The organism is Streptomyces pacificus, assembly GCF_011766325.1.
GTDB lineage: Bacteria > Actinomycetota > Actinomycetes > Streptomycetales > Streptomycetaceae > Streptomyces > Streptomyces pacificus.
In genome coordinates this window covers 163,368-183,379 of the sequence record NZ_BLLG01000012.1, presented here as the reverse complement: position 1 = coordinate 183,379, position 20,012 = coordinate 163,368, and the positions used below count along the sequence as shown (strand labels likewise).

8 protein-coding genes are annotated in these 20,012 nt (G+C 71.5%); 4 read left to right on the top strand and 4 right to left on the bottom strand.

What is annotated here, in order from left to right; genetic code table 11:
• From SCWH03_RS19960 to SCWH03_RS19950, 3 genes are all read left to right on the top strand, one after another.
• A partial coding sequence (locus tag SCWH03_RS19960) for a DUF5753 domain-containing protein (protein ID WP_173265630.1) occupies positions 1-719 on the top strand: 719 nt, incomplete at its 5' end.
• Positions 716-904 (top strand): DUF397 domain-containing protein, encoded by a 189-nt coding sequence (locus tag SCWH03_RS19955; protein WP_173265629.1) that lies wholly within the window; start codon positions 716-718, stop codon positions 902-904. The genes SCWH03_RS19960 and SCWH03_RS19955, both read left to right, overlap by 4 nt.
• Before the next feature lie 178 nt (positions 905-1,082).
• Complete coding sequence (locus tag SCWH03_RS19950) at positions 1,083-1,268, top strand: DUF397 domain-containing protein (RefSeq protein ID WP_173265628.1); 186 nt, start codon at positions 1,083-1,085, stop codon at positions 1,266-1,268.
• Between the two features lie 17 nt (positions 1,269-1,285).
• On the opposite strand, the gene SCWH03_RS19945 is transcribed toward SCWH03_RS19950, so the two are convergent.
• The 4 genes from SCWH03_RS19945 to SCWH03_RS19930 all read right to left on the bottom strand — a co-directional run bounded on the left by SCWH03_RS19945 (position 1,286) and on the right by SCWH03_RS19930 (position 16,546).
• On the bottom strand, positions 1,286-2,932 hold the full coding sequence (locus SCWH03_RS19945) for a hypothetical protein (protein ID WP_254076879.1): 1,647 nt from the start codon (positions 2,930-2,932) through the stop codon (positions 1,286-1,288).
• Positions 2,933-3,017: 85 nt separating this feature from the next.
• Positions 3,018-7,166: an Eco57I restriction-modification methylase domain-containing protein gene (locus tag SCWH03_RS19940; RefSeq protein WP_173265627.1), complete on the bottom strand. Its 4,149-nt coding sequence runs from the start codon at positions 7,164-7,166 to the stop codon at positions 3,018-3,020.
• Positions 7,166-10,135 carry a DEAD/DEAH box helicase gene (locus tag SCWH03_RS19935; RefSeq protein WP_173265626.1) on the bottom strand — a complete coding sequence of 990 codons (2,970 nt, stop codon included), beginning with the start codon at positions 10,133-10,135 and terminating at the stop codon, positions 7,166-7,168. The genes SCWH03_RS19940 and SCWH03_RS19935 overlap by 1 nt, the downstream gene beginning before the upstream one ends.
• A gap of 21 nt (positions 10,136-10,156) precedes the next feature.
• Entirely contained in the window at positions 10,157-16,546 is a 6,390-nt protein-coding gene (locus SCWH03_RS19930; RefSeq protein WP_173265625.1) for a protein kinase domain-containing protein, read from the bottom strand.
• Between the two features lie 208 nt (positions 16,547-16,754).
• On the opposite strand from SCWH03_RS19930, the gene SCWH03_RS19925 reads away from it, so the two are divergent.
• Complete coding sequence (locus SCWH03_RS19925) at positions 16,755-19,994, top strand: sigma-70 family RNA polymerase sigma factor (protein ID WP_173265624.1); 3,240 nt, start codon at positions 16,755-16,757, stop codon at positions 19,992-19,994.
• Positions 19,995-20,012: the final 18 nt, after the last annotated feature.

Genomic DNA, 20,012 nt, shown 5'->3' with positions numbered 1-20,012 from the left:
CCCGGGTCCGGTTCTCCAAGCACACGGTGGAGTCGGTGGAGCTGGGCCGGCGGATGCCGGACGAGGCGTTCGTGGAACGGGCGGAGGAGGCCCTGGGGAACACGGGCGCCCTGCGGAAGGCGGCCCGTCACCTGTCGCGGGGTGAGCCGGGCTTGGCGGCGTGGTTCCGGCGGTGGGCGCGGCTGGAGAAGAGGGCGGTGAGCCTGTGCACGTACGAGTGCAGGCTGGTGCCGGGGCTGTTGCAGTCGGAGGCGTACGCGCGGGCGGTGTTCGAGAAGCGGATCCCGCTGCTGTCCGACGAGCAGTTGGAAGCGCAGGTTGTGGCTCGGTTCGAACGGCAGGTGATGCTGCGTGAACGGACGAGCGTTCCCTTCAGTTTCATTGTGGAAGAGGCCGCGTTTCGGCGCAGGTTCGGGGAACCGCAGATGATGCGGGACCTCTTGGACCACGTACTTGCGCACAGTGCACTGCGAAACGTCACGTTGCAGGTCGTGCCTCTCGCTGCTGGCTTGCACGCGTGCCTTGATGGCCCCCTGCAACTGCTTGAGACTGGGGAAGGGCGGCGTCTTGCCTACTCCGAGGGTCAGGAGAACGGGCGGTTGATCGCCGACAGGAAGGAGGTCAGCCTCCTCCACCAGCGCTATGACACACTGCGGTCGCAGGCCCTGAACCACGACGAATCAAGGGGCTTGCTGGAGAGACTGCGAGGAGAGCTATGAGCACTGAGAGGGAACTCGCCTGGTTCAGGTCCAGCTACAGCGGCTCTGCGGGTGACAGCTGTGTGGAGGTGGCGACTACTGAAGAGGCTGTCCACGTGCGGGACTCCAAGGATCTGACCCGTCCAGCGTTCGCGGTTGGCCGCGAAGGGTGGGGGCGGTTCGTGCGGTACGCGGTGGATCACTGATCGCGTGGCCGAGGCCCTCCGGTGAGGGTGCTACGCATCTGCGGGCCGAGGAGCCGATGTAGAGGCGGCTGGTCTTCGGGCCGTCGTCGTAGAAGTGCAGGCGCGGTGCGATGGTGTTGCCGGAGCCGATCCGCAGGTGTGCCTGCATGAACTTGCTGGAGAGACTGCGAGGAGAGCTATGAGCGCAACGGAACTCGTGTGGTTCAAGTCCAGCTACAGCGGCTCTGCGGGCGATGACTGCGTGGAGGTGGCCACTACCGAGCATGCCATCCACGTGCGGGACTCCAAGGACCTGACCCGCCCAGCCTTCACGGTCGGCCGCGAAGGCTGGGAGCGGTTCGTGCGGTACGCGGTCGATCACTGATCGCGTCGCCGAGGCCCTCAGGTCAAGGTGTTGCGCATGTGCGGGCCCAGGTAGCCGATGTAGAGGCGGCTGGTCTTCGGGCCGTCGTCGTAGAAGTACAGGCGCGGTGCGATGGTGTTGCCGGAGCCGATCCGGAGATGTGCCTGCATGAAGATCTTCCCGTCGGGGTGCACCTCCGGCGGTACCGGCAGGATCCGGTCCCGGCGCAGCTTCTCGGTGGCGGTGACGGTGGCCGATTCGCGCATCGCGACCTTCGCCGCCGGGAAGGGATGGGTGCGCGATTCCTCGGCTTTGCACCAGCTGAGGAAGTCACCACCCGCCGCGCCTTCTGACGAAGCCTGTGCGTAGTCGTTCAGGGCGAGCAAGGCGTCCCACGCCACCCGCAGCCAGTTGTCCACCGACTGGCTGTCGAGATCCCGCGTGATCTTCTCCTTGCCTGTGAAGGAGAGATGGGGCAGCTCACCGAGACGGGTGAGGAGGTCGGCGAAGGTCTCCGGGTAACTGATCTCGGGGCCGTGCGAGGGCGTGTAGGCGGCCTGATACTTGCCGGCGTAGGTCAGTTGCTCCTGGAGGTATCGGATCTTACGCTGGGCCGACTGGAGCTGGTCGTAGAGCTCCTCGTTCTCGCCCAACAGGCCGTTCGCGTTGCGCTCGGTCTTGTCGAGTTCCGCGCTCAGGTCGCTGATCCGGCTCGCCTGCGATGCCTCGGTCTGCTCCGCCTCGCTGAGCATTTCGTTCAGGGTGGTGTTCTCGTGGGTCAGCTTCTGGAGCTCGGAGCCGTGGGCCTGGGGGCGCGGCCTGGTCCGCTGGATGGGCAGGCTGTCCAGGACTCCCGGGAGCGGCTGGCGCTGAGCCAGGCGTTGCGGGATCGAGGCCAGGGTGGAGGCCGCCTTGTCGGGGTTCGCCGCGATGGTGCGTCGCGACATCACCGGGTGCCGCTGTGCGTCGGGCTTCCAGGCGGGATCGATGCCCGGGAGGTAGGTACGTATGCCGCCTCCGAACACCGGGTGGAATTCCAGCGCTTGGTTGAAATGGGCCTGTGCCTCGGGTGAGAGCACGTAGAGCACGGCGAGCCCGGGGAGATAGCGGTACGCCTTCTCCACCGTGGATTCGGCCCAGGCGTCCGGGTCGACTCCGAACGGGACGCTGGCGACGACGATCGGCAGGCGGCGCTCCACGTCGCAGAGCTCTTCGATCACCTTGGTGACGTCGTCCCTGTCGATGAGGGCCGGTTTGGCCTTCACGTCGGCCAGTCCGTCACGGGCTTGGAGCGCGTCCAGGAGGAGTTGGGCGATGGCAGGAGTGTTGGCACGGGTGGGGAACTGGTCGGCCGATGCGGGCCGGTGCTCGACGTCCACCTGTACCCAGGTACGGCGGTGGTCGTCGCGGTGGTCGGCGCGGACGACCAGAGTGGACTGCCAGGTGCCGCTGGTCGGGGTGTCAGGTTCCCGCATGCGCCAGCGCGTGTACGCGCCTCGGCGGCCCGAGGCGGAGTCCTGGTCCAGGGTGACGTTCGGTGCTATGTCGTTGCGGCCCTCGTCGAGTGCGGAGGTGTCGTACCTCTTGTTATTGAGCCAGGTGTAGAGCTGACGCTCGGTGAGTGCGCTGGTGGTGACGAAGTCCTGCTGGGTCGAGACGACCATGCGGTAGCCGCGAGGCTCCATGGAGGATCCTTCCCTGGCGGTCGGCCGACGGGTGGGTGCCAGCCGACCGCCAAGATGCTTCGTGCGCTGTGCGGGGAGCGGTGGATCAGGTGTCGCGGTTGGGGTGGCGCGGGCCGTGGCCCGGGGGCGGGGTCAGGGTCGAGCTGTAGTTCTCGCCGTCCATGAGCGGGTTCTCCATGCTGAGCCCGGATGCGGCCATGCGGTCGTACTCGGTGAGGACGAGGCGCTTGGTGCGGTACTCGCCGTACTTGGCGATCTCGTTGTTCTTCAGACCGCCGTTCTCGGTCTGGAAGGATTCCAGGATGTAGTCGGTGTCCTCGCGGGAGACGCCGTAAAGGTTGAAGAAGTAGGCATCCAGCTCGGCGCGGAGTTGGGCGCGGCGCCCTTCGTTCCAGGTGAAGGGGGCGCCGGTGTCGCCGAGGTCCTGGGCAAGCTCTTTCATCTCCCATGCGCAGTAGACCAGTTCCAGCATGCGTCCCTTGACGAAGGGCACATGTGAGGCCAGGTCCTTCGGGTGGGGGACAGGGAGCTGCTTCCACGTCATGAGGGCCATGTGGATGGCGCCGACCTTCTGGCGGGCCACGAAGTCAAACACCAGGGAACTCTGGGCCGCCACCAAGGCCGCGGTGAGTTCGACTGGTCCGGCAGGGAACATGAGGGGGTACGTGTGCCCAACGGCCGTCTTCGGTAGAAACGACGGAATCGCTGTCCGCTTGTCAGTAGTGCGGGCGACATCACGCCATCCGAGCAACCACCCTCGCTCCCAACGGAGTTCCTCCAGGCGGAGGTTCACACCTGGGGAATTGATCTCCTTGCCGTTCCTTATCGTGTGGATCCGGCCGCTCTGCTGGATCCAGTAGCGCGGCATCGTCACGCCGTACGGGTCCTTCTTGCTTACCGTGGGGACGCGCTCGTAGTCGTCGTTCGCCAGGCCGTAGTAGTGGTTCCAGCGGTGGTCGAAGAGGTGGGCCATCTTGCCCTCGTAGAGAGGCAGCATCCGTTCTCCCTCCCGCCCGAAGACGTTCCCCTCCAACTCCCAACCCTCTGCCTCCAGCGTGGCGCGATTCTGAAACAGGTCAGAGTCGTCGGTCATGTTGAAGAGGTTCTTGAACGTGAGCCGCCACGGATTCCCCTCCTGGCTACTTTCGTTCACGAGTACCGGCATGCGGCCGTGGATGGCGGCAGTGAGGTCGGCGTCCCTCCGCGTGCGGAATACCGGCAGGGTCCCCGTGTTCGGGTTGATGAGAGCGATTTCCTCAGGCGAGAGCTCGAAGACTGCCCGTCCGCCGTCCAGCTCGTCCGGGTGTCCCAGGAAGAACGCGAACCTCGCGGCGTGCTCGGTCAGGTCGCGGCCCGCGAGGGAGATTAGCGAGAACTGGTAGCTCGCATGCACCGCCGGGAACAGCTTCTCCCGCTTGCCGTTCTCGAAGTCGTACAGGTGCTTCACCGCACCACGCCGGGTCAGGTCCTGGAAGAGGAACTGCGCGCCCGCGCCCGTGGCGATCTGCGTCGGGACGACTGTCCCGCAGCGCCCCTGCGGGGCCGTGATGGAGACGAATCGCTCCGTGAACAGCTGGTCGGTCTGGAGGGAGTTGACCCCCTTGACCGACAACCCCTTCCGTAGCAGCGGATACGCCCCCGACGACCCCAGGAACAGGAAAGAGGACTTGACCCTGCGCCGCGCGGCCGCGTAACGGGCGCCCTCCTCCTCGTGTTCGGCCGCCCATGCCGCGATCGCCGTACGGCGCGCCGTGCCCGAGATCTCGGCCAGCTTCGGCTCGATGACGCTGAAGTACTTCTTGTCCTCGAAGTCGACCTTGTCCCACGGCGGGTTCCCCAGCACGCAGGCGAAGCCGCCGCCCCACCCCGTCACCGGGTCCACCCCCGGAGCCGACGCGTCGTCGGGGACGTCGAAGACGTCGGGGAACTCCAGGTGCCAGTGGAAGAAGCGGTACTCCTCGCTCAGGCGGGCGATCTCGTGGTGGGTCTCCTCCAGGGTCCCCGCCCCCTCGGGGCTTTGGAGGGCGAGGAAGACGCGCTGTGTGACCGGGGCCGGTGCGTCGTCGGTCTTCTTCCACATGAACGCCGCGCACCACGCGTCGGCGAGCTTGTGGGCGTCGCGGTTCTCCGGGGAGTCCTCCCAGGCGCGGTAGCGCTCGGCCAGGGCGCGGACCTGGGCGACGCCGTCAGTGGGGGCGTCGTCCATCAGCCGGCGCAGCTCGGTGGCGAAGGCGGCGTTGGTGACGCTGACCTCCTCGTCCATCGCCGCGTCGAGGGTGACGACGCCCTTGTGCTGGTCCTTGTTCGCCTTCAGCCAGCGCGTGGCCACCGATTTGTCGTCGCACTCCACCGGCTTGAACGCCTCGTCCGGGATGCCGCCCCGCAGCAGCTTCGGCGTGGCGCCGATGAGTCCGTTGCCGTGCTTGACGTGCGCGTCGAGGAAGCCGAGGGCCTTGCCGGGCTCCAGGGCCTCCATCCACAGGGAGACCTTGGCCAGTTCCACCGCCATCGGGTTGAGGTCCACGCCGTAGACGCATCTGGCGATGACGTCGTGCAGGGCGTGCCGGATGCTCTCCGGGGTCGGCTCGGGCGTGCGGTCGCGTACGGCCGCCACCCGCTTGGCGATGCGGCGGGCCGCCGCGACCAGGAAGTGGCCGGAGCCGCACGCCGGGTCGCAGACGGTCAGGGAGAGCAGCTCCCGCTCGACGGCTTCCCGTGCGTCGGGCTGTCCGGCCTCGGCCGCCGCTGCCTCGCCGCGCTTCTGGGCGTCGTCGATGACCGGGTCGAGCGTGGAGTCGAGGAGGACTTCGACCAGGGAGCCCGGGGTGTAGTACGAGCCTGTCTTCTTACGCTCGTTGCCTGCCCGGTTCACCAGCTCGAAGGTCTGTTCCGTGGCGCTGTACTGGGGGACCAGTTCGAGCAGGGACTCGTAGATCACGCCGAGTTCCTCGGCGTCCAGGGTGCGGTAGTCCACGCTCCGCCACCGCTTGGCCTCGGTGTCGAAGACGACCGACAGGTGGCGTACGCCGGCCAGCAGGTGCCGGTTCGACAGGGACAGGCCCTTGAGCGGGGCGTCCGCGGCCGTGTCGTCGAAGAGGCCGCCCAGGCCCGGGAGGCCGAGTTCGGGGCGGCCTCTCTCGTCGCCGAGGGCGTCGAGGACCAGACGGAGGGCCTGGTACCGGTCCGAGTGGGAGGTGCCCTGGCGGCGGCGGGCCTGGTCGCGCAGGCGGGCGGTGGAGAAGTAGTCGGCGTAGCGCTTGCGGGCCTCCGGGTCGGCCTCCGGGTCGTGCAGTGCCTCGCGGTCCTCGGCGACGAAGACGAACAGCAGGCGGTACACCAGCCGCAGCAGGGCCGCGTGGTAGGTCTCGCGGTCGAAGTCCGCGCGCAGGGCGGTGTTGGCGGGGTGCTTGAGGAAGCCGGTGCCGAGCTGCTTGAGGGCGAGCCGGACGCCCTCGCCGATGTCGTCCAGGAACCGGGCGCCGAAGCGGAGCGCGGCGTCCCGCCACAGCTCCAGCCGGCAGCCGCGCTGCCCCGCCCCGCCCTCGGCCCCGGCCGGGGGCTCGAAGCGGGAGGCGTGCAGGATCCGGTACAGCAGGACGAACTCGTGGAACAGCTCGCCGTCGAAGATGGCTTCGAGGTCGAACTCGACGTACGAGGTGGTGGCCAGGGCGTTGGAGTCGCGGAGCAGGCGCAGCCGCCGGCCGTTGGTGAGGAGGGCCCACAGGTGGGGTTCGGTGCGGTTCAGGGCCTCCTGGAGGAGCGACTGCGGGGCCGGGCTGCCGGCGGTCCGGCGCTTGTCGAGGGAGGCGTTCCACGGGGTGCGGTGGACGAGGGTGTGGTCGCGGCGGTGGGTGACCGGGAAGGTCTTGGTGCCGTCGGCGGCGGGGATGCCGTCGGCGCCGACCGCCGTGAGGTGGCCGAAGCCCAGGGCCTCGAACAGCGGGTCCAGCCAGTTGGGTCCGGCGTAGCCGGTGGTGTCCGGGGGTACCGAGGACTCGGGCGCGTACGGCAGCTTCTCGCGCAGCTCCAGCCAGAGCCCCTTGAGGTTGTCCCAGTGGCGCTCGGCCTCGTCCCGCACGGTGCGGGAGCCGGCGATCCGGTAGTCGGCCGGGGCCATGCCCTTGAGGTCCTTGGAGACCCGGCCCTCGGAGATGCGGAGCAGCATGTCGGCCGGCAGCAGCGCGCCGACCGTGTGGACGGCGGTGAACACCTGGTTGCGGGTGGTGGCGGACATCAGGCGGACGCTCCAGGGGCGGCAGGGGCGGCAGGGGCGGCAGGGGCGGCGGGGTCGGCGGGAAGGTAGACGTAGACGCCGAGGACGTCGGCGGGCTTCTGGGCGGTGACCGTCAGGCCGCGGACGATGTCCCCGGACGCGGCGCGCACCCGGCGGTGGGAGGCGTCGAGTTCGGCGGCCAGCTCCTCGCCGTATGCCGCCAGGTGCTCCGACACCTCGGGAAGCCGCCCGAGGACGCGGGTCATGGTGCGCTCGCCGAAGTACGCGTCGGTGTTCGCGGAGGCGGTGGCGTCCAGCAGGGCGGTCGCGTCCTGCTGCGGCAGCCACACCGCGTTCTTCGGGGAGCCCTGGAAGGCCAGCAGGCGGGCGTCCTCCGCGATGAGCTGCTTCTCCCCGCTGCGGGAGGGCAGGGTGAGGTGGAAGCGGTACCGGACCAGCAGCAGGGTGGTACGGGTGGTGACCGCGTCGGTGGTGATGACGCCGCAGCGGCGGGCCGGACGGGGGCCCTCGGCCCGGGGGTCGAGCGCGGTGTTCAGGACGTGCGCGGCGAGGGCGCCCACCACCGGGTCGGTGCGGACCAGGGCGGCCTCGCCGCGTCCGGTCGCCGGGTCGGTGCGGAAGGGGACCGGGCGGTCCCGGTCCACCGTGTCCGTGCCGACGAGCGGGGCGAGCGCGTCCCGCAGACCGGCCGGAGTACCGCCGACCTGGGCGGTGAAGTCCTCTCCTGTGCCGCGCAGCACGGCGTTCAGCGCCTGAAGGGACTGGCGTACGAAGGTGCGGATCTCGCCGGTGCCGCCGAGGGCGTCGCGGAGGGCGACGACCTCGCGGGCCACCTCCTCGGGGTGGACGGCGCGCTGCGCGAACATCGAGCGGGACGCCTTCTCCCGCTCCGCCGCCGAGTTCCAGTCGTTCTCCAGTTTCGCCGTGCCGGCCTTGAACGCGTCCGCGCCGAACAGTGCGCCCTGGTCCTCGCGGCCGCGCATCAGCAGCCATTCGACGATCGCGTCCGTGACGCCCGTCGACATCTCGTCGGGTACGGAGACCGAGATGCCGAGGTCCTTCTTGATCTGGCGGTGCTTCTTGATCAGCACTTCCAGGACCTTGCCGTCGATGCCGTTGTCCGCGCCGTACAGGGTGATCACGCGGACCTCGTCGCGGCGCTGGCCGTACCGGTCGACGCGGCCCTCGCGCTGGTCGTGGCGGGTCGGGTTCCAGGCCAGGTCGTAGTGGACGACCGCGTCGAAGTAGTGCTGGAGGTTGACGCCCTCCGACAGGCAGTCGGTGGCGATCAGCACCCGGCGGGCGGCGGGGTCGTCCCCGGCCGCCTCCGCCAGCCGGTCGATGCGCTCCACGCGCTGCTGCGGGGAGAGTGTGCCGGTGACGGCCTTGACGACGGTGTTCGCGCCGAGCGGGGAACGCTTCTTCCTGCCGTCCTCGGTCGTCCGCTCACCCAGTTCGGCCTCCAGGTACTCGGCCGTGGGGATGTAGCGGCAGAAGACGATCGGGTGGTAGCCGTCCGCGAGCAGGGCCTTGAGGTGCTTGACCAGTGCCTTCAGTTTGAGGTCGTGCTCCGTGCCCTGAAGGGCCGTGGCGCGCTGGGCGAGTTCGGCCAGGCGGCTGCCGGCCGCCTCCCCGGTCTCCGCGCCCGGCGCCACGTCCATGCCTTCCAGCGTGTCGCTGTCCGAGGCGTCGCTGTTGAGGGGGGCGCCGAGCCGGTCGGCCTCTTCCGGGGAGCCGGCCACCGCGGCGGCCGAGCGGGTGCTCAGGGTCTTCGCGGCCGCGCGCGGCGAGGACACCAGGGAGCGCAGCAGGGCGATCGCCGACCACCAGGCGATCCTGGCCTCGCGCTTGCCCTGGCCGCCGGCGGCCTCGACCCGCTCGCCCGCGTACGCGATGGCGTCGTCGAGCAGGGCGCGGTAGGCCGGAGACAGCTTGTACGTCTCGTCCTTGAAGGAGCGGTCGGTGGGGAAGGCGGTCCGCTCGGCGAGACTGTCGTCGCCGAGCCCGTCCTCCCTGGTGAGGTACTGGCGTACGTCGGCCCGCTTGCGGGCCACGAAGTGCCGGGCGAGCTGCTCGCGTCCGGTCCTGGACTCCAGGTCCACGGTGGCGAGTTCGGGCTTGACCAGGCCCAGCAGGTTGCGGAACGCGGACTCCTTGCCGCTGTGCGGGGTCGCCGTCACCAGGAGCAGGTGCCGGTCGGGGTCCTTGGCGACCCGGCACAGCAGTTCGTAGCGCAGCTGGTTCTGGGCGCCCGCGGAGGTGTCGTCCGCGGCGACACAGGTGTGGGCCTCGTCCACGATCACCAGGTCGGGGCAGTGCCGGACGAAGTCGTCGCGGTGCCGGGGGGACTTGATGAAGTCCGTGGACACGATCACGTTCGGGTGGCGGTCGAAGAGGGACTGGCCGAGGTCGAGGCCGCGTTCGAGGCGGGAGACGGTGGAGGAGAGGACGAGTTCGGCGTCGATGCCGAACTTGGTGCGGAGCTCCTGCTGCCACTGCTCGGCGAGGGCGGGGGAGCACAGGACGGCCAGGCCGGTGGCCTCTCCCTGGGCGAGCAGTTCGCTCGCGATCAGGCCGGCCTCGACGGTCTTGCCGATGCCGACGTCGTCGGAGATCAGCATGCGGACCGTCTTCTGGCGCAGCGCCATCAGCAGCGGCACCAGCTGGTAGGCGCGCGGTTCGACCGCGATGCCCGCCAGGGAGCGGAACGGGCCGGCGCCCGAGCGGAAGCCGATGCGCAGGGCGGTGCGCAGCAGGCCGGCCGCGCGCTGGTCGCCGAGGTCCGCCGGTTCGGGGTCGGCGAACCGGGCGGGCTCCACCTCCTCGAAGGAGGGGAAGACCGCGGCGATGTCGTCGTCCGTACCGCCCAGCGGGCGCAGCACCAGCAGATCGGGCTCGCTGTCCGGGAGCACCACCCATTCCCGGCCGCGGGCGGTGACCAGCGATCCGGCGGTGTACGTGAGTGCCATGTCTGTCGTCTCGTCCTCGGGTCAGTCGGCGGCGGGCGTGCCGAAGTAGCGGGAGTGCGGGCGGACGATCTCGTCCCAGTCGGTGTCGTGCGGGAAGCGGATGACGTCCCAGCCGGCGTCCTGGAGGCGTTCCTCCGCGTCCTCGTCGCGCAGAGCCGTCGTCTCCACGCCCGGGAGGTCGACGAAGACGGCGACCTTCGCCCCGGGGAGGCGGTAGACGAAGTCCACCAGGGCGTTGGCCTCGGTGACCAGTTTCTCGGCCTCGTCGGGCAGGCGCAGGCCCCGGGCCTTGAGCCAGGTGAGGAGATCGTCCTGGGCCGGCTTGCCCAGGCTCTCCGCGACCGCGTCTTCCACCCGGGTGGGAGTCCCGGAACCCCCGTCCAGCAGGCGCCGGAACTGCTCGGACCGGGACTCGCCGCGCGGGTCGCGCGTGGCCGACGCCGACGCCAGCCGGACCAGCAGGTCCCGCGCCGTGTGCCGGTTGAGCAGGGCGTGGCTGAGCTGGTTGCCGTAGGTGAGCAGGCATTCGTAGCAGCCGAGCGCGCACGGCCGGTCGGGGTGGGGGCCGCCCAGGTCCTCGCCTTCCGCGCCGAAGTGGCAGATGGACAGGGCCTCCCGGGCCGCCTCGGCCAGCGCGTGCTTCTCCGCCTGGAGGCGGCGCAGCACACCGGCGCCGCCCTCGGCGGCCTCCGTGAACAGCAGGCGCCGGCGCGGGCCGTCGTTCGGGGGCAGCAGCTCGCTGGTGAGCTCCGCGTCCTCCAGCTCGAAGGCCGCCTCGATGCCCCGTTCCAGGGCGTACATGACGGACAGGGCGACCGGTTCGGGCAGGGCCTCGTCGAGGGTGAGGACGAGGATGTTGCGGCGGTCCTCGACGAAGGGGATGACGCGCTTCTTGCGGCGCCGCTCGTTGCCGGCCTCGTCGATCACCGGCAGTTCGCCGGAGTCGCCCGACGCCTGTGCCGCGTCCGCGTCGTTCATCCAGCGGCCGTCGGCCAGGTCCAGCCAGTAGCCCGGCGGCTCGTCGCTCTTGGCCCGGACCCGGCCCGTGTTGGTGATGCGGACGGTCGCCGAGTCGCCGTACGCCAGCTCGGCGACCGGCGCGCCCGCGGTGTCGGTGACGGAGGCGTTCAGCCGGCCGCTGCGGGTGCCGTGGTCATGGAAGCGGAAGGACGTCTCCAGCCTGAAGCCCGCCCGGCGCCGCTCCTCCTCGTCCGAGGAGATCCGCTCCCGCCGCGTGGTGTACACGGTGTGCAGGTGCAGCAGTCCGTACGTCGACGAGCCGAGCGGTTCGTCGCACATCCGGCAGCGGTCGTCCCGGTCCTTCGGGTCGTGGTGGTAGCCGCACTGGGCGCAGCGGCGGGCCTCGCTGGTGGCCAGGTCACCGGAGGAGTCCGGCGGCAGCTGGATCCGGGTGACCTGGTAGCGGGCGCCCTCGTGGTAGATCAGCGCGCCGGGACCGAACTCGCGGATGGCGAGGAAGCGGGGCCGCTGGAGGAAGTCGCCGTCGCCGCGGGAGCGGCCGACGGTCGGGATGTAGGCGGCGAGCGGCAGCCGGGGGAAGCTGTAGCCGGGCAGGAAGCCCTCGGAGGCGAGGTAGCGGTACGGGTTGAAGTCCGAGAGGACCGACTTGCTGTCGGCGCTCTCGTTCATCAGCAGGTTCAGCTGGGTCCACGCCTCGCGCTGGCGGGTGTTGGCCCGCTTGCGGTCGCCTTCGGTGAGGCTGTAGTCGATCCGGCGCTCGCTCTGGATGTAGTAGTCCCTGAGCGCGGAGCGGAACAACTTGCGCCACCGTTCGAATGCCTGGTCGAAACGCCCGGGGACGGTACGGACCTGGTCCTCGATCCACTCGTCGTACCACCAGGTGGTGTCCGCGAAGTCGGGCAGCAGCGGTGCGAGGACGCGCCGTGCCCCGTCCACGGTGCGGCGCCTCGCCGCCTCGTCGAGGGAGCCCTCGCGGATGTCGGGCTGCAGCTCCAGGGCGGGGGTGAGGCGGTCGCCGCTGTCGGGCGCCGGCACGTCGAGGACGTCGGACATGGCCCGGCCCAGCTTCAGGCCGGTCTCCGCGATCCAGATGCCCTGGAGGTGCGAGCGGACCAGGTCCTCGTTGGCCAGGTCGAGACGGGGCGGGGCGACCGCGCCCGCCACCATCCGCTCGGAACGGCGGAAGTAGTACTGGTCGTGGCTGTTGCCGGTGGCGCAGTAGGTGGTGACCAGGGCGGGCTGGCCGCTGCGGCCCGCCCGGCCCGACCGCTGCGCGTAGTTGGCGGGGGTGGGCGGCACATTGCGCATCATGACCGCGTTCAGCGAGGAGATGTCGACGCCCAGCTCCATCGTCGGAGAGCAGTACAGGAGCTTCAGTTCGGCCTCGCGGAAGGCGTTCTCGCGCTTCTCCCTCTCCTCGGGGGACACCTGTGCGGTGTGCTCCCTGGCGAACAGGCCGGCCAGCGCCCCCGCGGCCTCCTTGTAGAGGTCGCGGAAGAAGGTGTTCACACGAGGGCCGTCACCGCTCTGATAGGTGCGGGTCAGCGGGTCGTGGGTGCCGGTCTCGCCCCTTCCGGCACGCCAGACCAGGCACTGGGCGGCGACCCGGTAGCCGGTCGCCGCGGAGTCCGCCGGCCTGCGGAACCGCCCGGCGCGCTGGGGCGCCTCGGTCACCTCCTTGACCAGTCCGGCCTCCGCGAGGACCTTGAGCAGCTGGGCGATGGCCTGCTGCAGCGCGTCGGTGTCCAGCTCCCCGAACGACCGGTCCGCCCGGCCGAGGTACTTGCCGAACTTGCCCCGGGCGGAGAGGAACAGCGCCGAGCGGTCCATGCCCTTGCCCGAGGGGTGCGGGTAGGCGGTGCCGACCCTGGGCCGGTCCGAGGCGGACAGCACCCACGGGTCGGCGAGCCGCTCCTCGCTCGCCCGCTGGAGCGCGTCGAAGTCGTCCCGGAAGTAGGACACGTCGATGGCGAGCGACCGGCGCATCTCGTTCAGCAGCGCCCTCATGATCTCGGCGCGCAGCGCCGGATCGGCCTCGCGCAGCACCGGGAGGGCGGTGGCCCAGGGGTCTTCCTCCGCCGCCACCCAGTCGAGGTCCGCGTAGTCGATCTCCAGCAGCCCGGTCTGCTCCAGGTTGGGCATGGTGATGCGCCAGCCCCGCTCCAGGTCCAGGTAGAGCCGGAACGCGATCACGTCGCGGAGGGTCCTGGCCGCGGCACGGGCCATGGCCGGGGCCGGCTTGCGGCCGCCGTCGGTGTAGTCCGCCGGGTGCAGGCCGAGCGCGTCCCCGACCCGGGCCGCCAGGTCCTCGTGGTGCAGGCCGTCCTCGCCGGCGTCCAGAGCCGCCCGGTACAGCGCCCCACGCAGTTGGGTGATCTGCACGAAGTCGTTGAAGTGGCCGGCCTGGAGCGAGGCGTCCTGGCGGTTGTCGACGAAGGTGAGGAGCTTGCGTGCCTCCTTCTCCAGGGCCTCCTCGGGAACGGACTTCAGCGACCGGACCACCGAGGCGGAGATCAGCGAGGTGGCCGAGGAACGGCCTTCCCGGTCGAGCGTGGCCAGCTTGGCGAAGTCCTTGCCGCGGGTCTGCTCGTACGCCACACCGCAGTGCAGGCAGAACAGGAACGGGGACGGGACGAACGCGGCCCGCAGCCCGTCCCGGCCCTCGACGCCGCGCGGGTCGACGGTGACGGCCCGCGGCACCCGGTCCCGGTAGGACTTCCTGACGACTTCCTGGCCGCGGTCGTCCGCCTCCAGCCAGGACTCCGGCAGCCGGCGGTCGTCGACGGCGTACTGGACGGCGGACGGCCAGGGCCGGTCGTGGTCGACGTACAGATAGCCGTCGCCCTGCCGGCCGCCGGTCGCGGCGGTGTCCCGGCGGGCCTCGTAGCGCACCTCGCCGTCCTTCTCGGTACGCCAGACGGTCAGGTAGTCCTGGCCGCACTCGCGGCAGAACGCCAGCGGCATCAGCAGCTTGCCGCCGCCGCCGGGCTGTTCGAGCTGGTACGAGCGTGTGAGGTGGCGGGTGAGCCGGTCCTCCAGCGTGGCGTACACGGTGTCGCCCTTGGACAGGAACTGGTGCAGCCGGAACGCGAACAGCGGCCGCTCGGTGACCGGGTGGCGGGCCTCCGAGCCGGCCTCCAGCGTCGCCTCGATGGCCACCCGGCACTGCTGGGCGTCCACGCCGGAGGCGCCGGCCAGCTCCCGGGCCGCGACCTCGATCTGGGCCGGCCGCTGCCGCACCAGCCGGCCGCCGTCCACGGCCAGGCCGAACCGGGTCTCGATCCACCGGGCCAGCGGATCGCGCACCAGGTCGGTGTACGCGCGGGGGGCGCCGGGCGCGCGCAGCCGGTCCGCCGGGACGGTCGCCGGCGCCTCGTCGGTGGCCCGGACCAGCGTCTCGACGATGACATTGCGGGGATGCACGGGCGTGCCGAACAGGGTGGTCGCGGTGTCCGCGACCACCCGGCGCCGGTCGTCCGCGGTTCCTTCGGTGGACATGGTGGCGGACGTGCCGACGCACTGGAGCCGGTCGGCCCGGCAGGCCTCGCGGACCCGTCGGATCAGCAGGGCGACGTCCGCGCCCTGCCGGCCGCGGTAGGTGTGCAGTTCGTCGAAGACGAGGAACTCCAGGCCGCGGGCCATGCTGATGAGGCTGGCGCGATCGGCCGGGCGGGTCAGCATCAGCTCCAGCATCACGTAGTTGGTGAGCAGGATGTCCGGCGGGTTGTCGCGGATCTCCCTGCGGCGCCCGTCGTCCTCCTGGCCGGTGTAGCGGGCGAAGGTGACGGGCTCGCGGCCGGCCCCGTACCCGTCGCGCAGGTACTTCTCCAGCTCCTTCAGCTGGCTGTTCGCGAGCGCGTTCATCGGGTAGACGACGATCGCGCGCACCCGCTTCGCCGCCCGGTGGCCCGCTGCCTCGCGCTCGCGCAGGACCCGGTCCACGATGGGCACGATGTAGGAGAGCGACTTGCCGGAGCCGGTGCCGGTCGTCAGCACGTACGACTCGCCGGAAGCGGCGGCGTCGACGGCCTCGCGCTGGTGCTGGTGGAGGGTGAGCGGGCGGCCGTCGCACACCGTGCCGCCCTGGGTCTTGCGGGCCTGGAAGATCCGTGCGCACTCGGGGTGCAGCACGCCCTGCCCCGCCAGCTCGACGACCGTACCGCCGCTCGCGAAGAACGGGTTCAGGGACAGCCACGGGTCGGGCCACTGGGACTTGGCGTTCAGGTCGTCCTCGACGAACGAGGCGATGCGGTCGTCGCGGATGACCGTGCCGCCCTCGGTGAAGGAGCGGTAGTCCTCGATCAGGGTGCGGTGGACACCGAAGACGTCCATGCCGGGACCGGAGGGAGCCCGGCGGGGGCGCTCGGCGGCCGGCGCCGCGGGCGGCACCGCCGCGGCCGGGGCGGCGCGGCGTACGGGGCGGACCGGGTCGAGCGCGCTCCAGTGGGGGAGCGCGGAACCCTCCTCGCCGGGGTCCGTCCCGTCGGCCGCGAACGCCTCCGGGAGCAGCGGGAGCAGGGCCTCGCGGACGGACACCGCGTCGGCGGGGCGTTCGGCGGGGTCCTTGGCCAGCAGCCGGTTCACCAGCCGGGCCAGGGCCGCGGGGGTGGCGGGCCGTACGGTGCTCACGGACGCCGGGATCTCCTCGACGTGCTTGCGGCCCAGCTCGTAGGCCGATCCGCTGACGAACGGAGGCACGCCGGCCAGCATCTCGTACAGGACGCAGCCGAGGGCGTACAGGTCGGCCGCCTGGGTGACCTGGCGGGCCTCGAACTGCTCGGGCGCCATGTAGCGGGCGGTGCCGACGCTCACCCCCGTGCTGGTGAGCCTCGCGTCCGCGGGGTCGTCCACGATCCGGCCCATGCCGAAGTCGAGCACCTTCACCGTGCCGCCCGTGGTCAGCATGGTGTTGGCCGGCTTCAGATCCCGGTGGACCACCCCGGCCGCGTGCGCGGCGGCCAGACCGGCGGCGATCTGCGCGCCGATGGCGACGGCCCAGGCCACGGGGAGCTGCCGCTCCTCCTCGATCAGGTCGCGCAGGGTCTCGCCGTCCAGGTACTCCATCACCAGGTAGGGGCGGCCGTCCGCCTCGTCCACGCCTCCGTCGACGAGGCGAGTGAGGTTGGGGTGCTCCAGGCGGCGCATGATGCGGACCTCACGGGCGAACCGCTGGACGGCCTTGGCGTCGTCAGCGGTGTCCAGATGGGCGCCGGACCGGCGCCGGAGGATGGTCTTCACGGCGACGGTGCGAGCCGCCGTGCCCTCCGCCCGGTGCAGGTCCTCGGCGCGGTGGACCTCGCCCATGTTCCCGGACCCGATGACCCCCGTCACCCGGAACCGGCCCCCGATCAGCCGCTCGGCCACTGCCACCCCTCTCTCCGTCTGGCTGGCCTGACGCCCGGCCCGCCCCGTCCCGTCCTGCCATGCCATGCCATGCCCTGCCCTGCCCTGGTGGCTCCTGCCGGTGTGCGCGGCAGATGCCCGTTCATGTTCGCAGAGGCGGAATGCGCCCGGATCGCACGTCCGTTGAGCTGTGGAATGTACACAAGGCGCCCTGCAACTTCTATATGAGACACGTTGACAATGTAAACAGGTTGGTCCTAGCGTTTTCCCGGGAGCAGGGCGAGGGAGGGACGCCGTGAAGGCAGAGGGCCGAGGTGAACGCAGTGCCGCCGAACTCCGGGCCGCCCTTCGTGAGCTGTACGGCGAACTGATGCGCGCCGCCGTGTCGGGTGTGGTCTCCGAGCGGCAGTTCCTCCTGAGCGTGGACAGGCTCGGGCTGGTGCAGGGGGAGCAGGACCGACTCCGCGACGAGCTGGCCCGCCTGGGGCTGGGGGTCCGGGGCGAAGCGGAACACATCAGCAAGGACCGGCGGGACACCCGGAAGGTTGCACCGCAGCCGCAGCCGCAGCCGCAGCCGCAGCCGCAGCCGCAGCCGCAGCCGTCGTCGTCGCCGGCCGCGGGCCGGGTGGACCTGGCACACGGCCTCCTGGGCCGCTACCAGGGCGGCCGGGGGAGCGTGGGTGCCGAGACGGTCGCCGGCGTCGCGCGCCTGTGCGGGCTGACGCCGGAGGAGGAGCGGACGCTGCGCGCCAGGGTGTCGCCCCGGCCGCCGGCGCGGACTGCCGCCGGAAGCGTCGTACCCGGGCCGAGGGATGAGGCTGCCGTCCGGCCGGCGCCGAGCGTGCCGCTGTCCGAGGTGTCCGTGCCGACAGCCGGCCCGGAGGACGCGGACGGCCCGGAGGACGCGGAGGACGCGGAGGACGCGGAGCCCTTCCTGCCGGCCGTTTCGCCGCCCGCGGTCGGTGACGTGAGCCGGGCCGTCGAGGCCGCCCGTGCCCTTCTTGACGAGAGCCGCTTCATCCGGCGGCCGGAGAGCCGTCTTCTGTCGGCAGCCGAAGAGGTGGGACTCGGAGCGCTGGTACGGGGTGGAGCAGAGGGGATCGGCCGGCCGGTGACGGAGGCGGAGATCGCCGCGCTGCCCGCCACCGACATCCGGGTCAGGGCGCGGAACTGCTTCGTCGTCCACAACCAGCGGCTGGTCCGCAGCATCGTTCCCAAGTACCTGGAGCAGGGGCTCGACTACGAGGACCTGTTCCAGCACGGGGCCCGGGCCCTGATGAGGGCGGCGGTGAAGTTCGACCCGACCCAGGGCTACAAGTTCTCCACGTACGCCACCTGGTGGATCCGGCAGGGACTCACCCGGGCCGTCGCCGACGAAGGGGCCGTCATCCGCATCCCCGTCCACATGCACGAGAAGATGCGCAAGGTCGCCATGACCGAGCGGACGCTCCAGTCGCAGGGCCGGCCCGCGCGCCCGGCCGACCTGGCCGTGGTGTGCGACATGCCCGTGCACCGCGTGGAGGGGATCCTGCTGCTGAGCCGCCGCACGGACTCCCTGGACCGGATCGTCGCGGACGGCGCCCACCTGGGCGACCTCGTCGCCCTTGACCGTCCGCTGCCCTCGGCCGAGCGGCTGGCCATGGAGCAGATGCACCGTGCGTACCTGCTGTCATTCCTGGAACGGTTCGGCGAGCGGGAGGCCAGGATCCTGCTGCGCCGGACAGGGCTGGACGACGGGGAGCGGTCGACCCTGGAGGACCTGGGCAGGGAGTTCGACGTCACGCGTGAGCGCATCCGCCAGGTGGAAATGAAGGCGTTCGAGACGCTGCGGCAGATGCTGCTGGAGGCCGGCTTCGGTCCCGGGCACAGGGAGCCGCCCGACCCGAAGCCGCGCAAGCGCGCCACGCGCACGCAGCGGGCGGCCCGTGCCGCCCGCGCGGCGCGCGCTGCTCGTGCCGCCCGCGCTGTCCAGACGGCCCGTGCCGCCCGCGTGGCCCGATTCGCCCACGCTGCCGGTGCCGCCCAGGCCGGGCAGCCGGGTACCGGGGCCGAATCCGTCGCCGGGCAGGACCCGGTGGTGCGGCCGGATGCCACACGGTCGGAGGCTGGGCCGAGCGCGGGTGCGGGTGCGGGTGCGGGTGCTGGTGCTGGTGCGCCGCAGGCTGCGCCCGTGCCCGCGCCTGCGCCTGTGTCGGAGCCCGAGCCCGTTCCCGAGCCTGTTCCCGTTCCCGCGCCGGCGGCCGTGCCCGCGCCGGTGTCCGACCCTGCTCCCGCGGCCGAGCCGGTGGCCGCGTCTGCGTCGGCTCCCCCACCTGCTTCCCCGAGCGCGCCCGCTCCGGCTCACGTGGCCGCTCCCGCTCCCCTCCAGGCCGGCTTACCGCGAGGGCCGTACGCTCCTGACTGGGAGCGGGCGCTGGCCATCCCGGTGCAGTTCTCCGGGAGCGTGGCCTGGCTCTCCGAGTACGTGTTGCTGGCCCTCGGCCACGAGGAACTGGCCCACGTGCTGGGGCGGCCCGCGGCCGACGACGTGGTGGCGGTGCTGAAACGGCGGGGCACGCTGGACCGTCCCGTGGTCGCCGCCCTCGAAGTGCTGCAGAAGGTGTTCGACTCGCTCAAGGACTCCGGCATGCGCCCTGCGGACTTCCTCGACCGGTCCTTCCAGGCGCTGAATGGGGTGTCGCCGAGGTTCTACCTGGCCCAACGCCCCCTGGTCCACCGGGAATCCCGCCTCGCCGTCCGCGATGCCCTGCGTGAGTTCACGAAGGAGCCGGTGGCCCCGGCGGCGTCCGCCGCCGCGACCGGTCCGGCCGCCCCGGAGGGAGCCGCCACGGCGGAGAGGCCTGCGGGGACCGGGACAGAGCCCGCAGCGGCGGCCGGGGCGGTGGCGGAACCGGAGCGGGCAGGCGTATCCGCGGGAAGCACGGTAGTCCCTTCCGCTCCCGTCCTGGCGGCCGCGGCGCGGGGACAGCGTCCCCGACACACTGCCGCGGAGTGGAACGCGGCCCTGGACGCCGAGGTCGAGCGCCGGCTCGACGAGCTGGAGGCCGCGTACCTCGGGCGGGTCGACCGGGCCCTGCAACGGCAGGAACGGTCACTGCGCAGGGAGGCCGACGCCCGCTCGGCCGGGCTCCGCGAAGAAGCCGAAGCCCGGCTGCGGCGCGAGCGCGCGGAGCATCAGACGCAGACCGCCGCGCTCATGGCGGGACTGCGGGAGGCCGAGGAGCGTGCCGCACGGGCCGAAGAGCGGGCGCGGGAATCCGCCAGGCAGCACCTGTCACAGATCGGCTCCTTGGAGGAGCAGCTCCGGGGGGCGCGATTCGCGGTCGCCCAGCGGGAGGCGGCACTGCGGGAGGCCGAGGACGACGCAGGCGCCGCGATCGAGGCCGTAGAGCGTTGGGCGGCGCAGCGCATCGCGGAGACCGAAACCGCCGCGCGTGACGCCCACCGACTGGTCGCCGAACTGGAAGCCCAGATAGCGGCCCTCACCACGGCGCCCGAGCGCCGGACCCCGCGCGACATGCGGGGCCGCGGCTGATCGCCCGTGCGCCGCCCG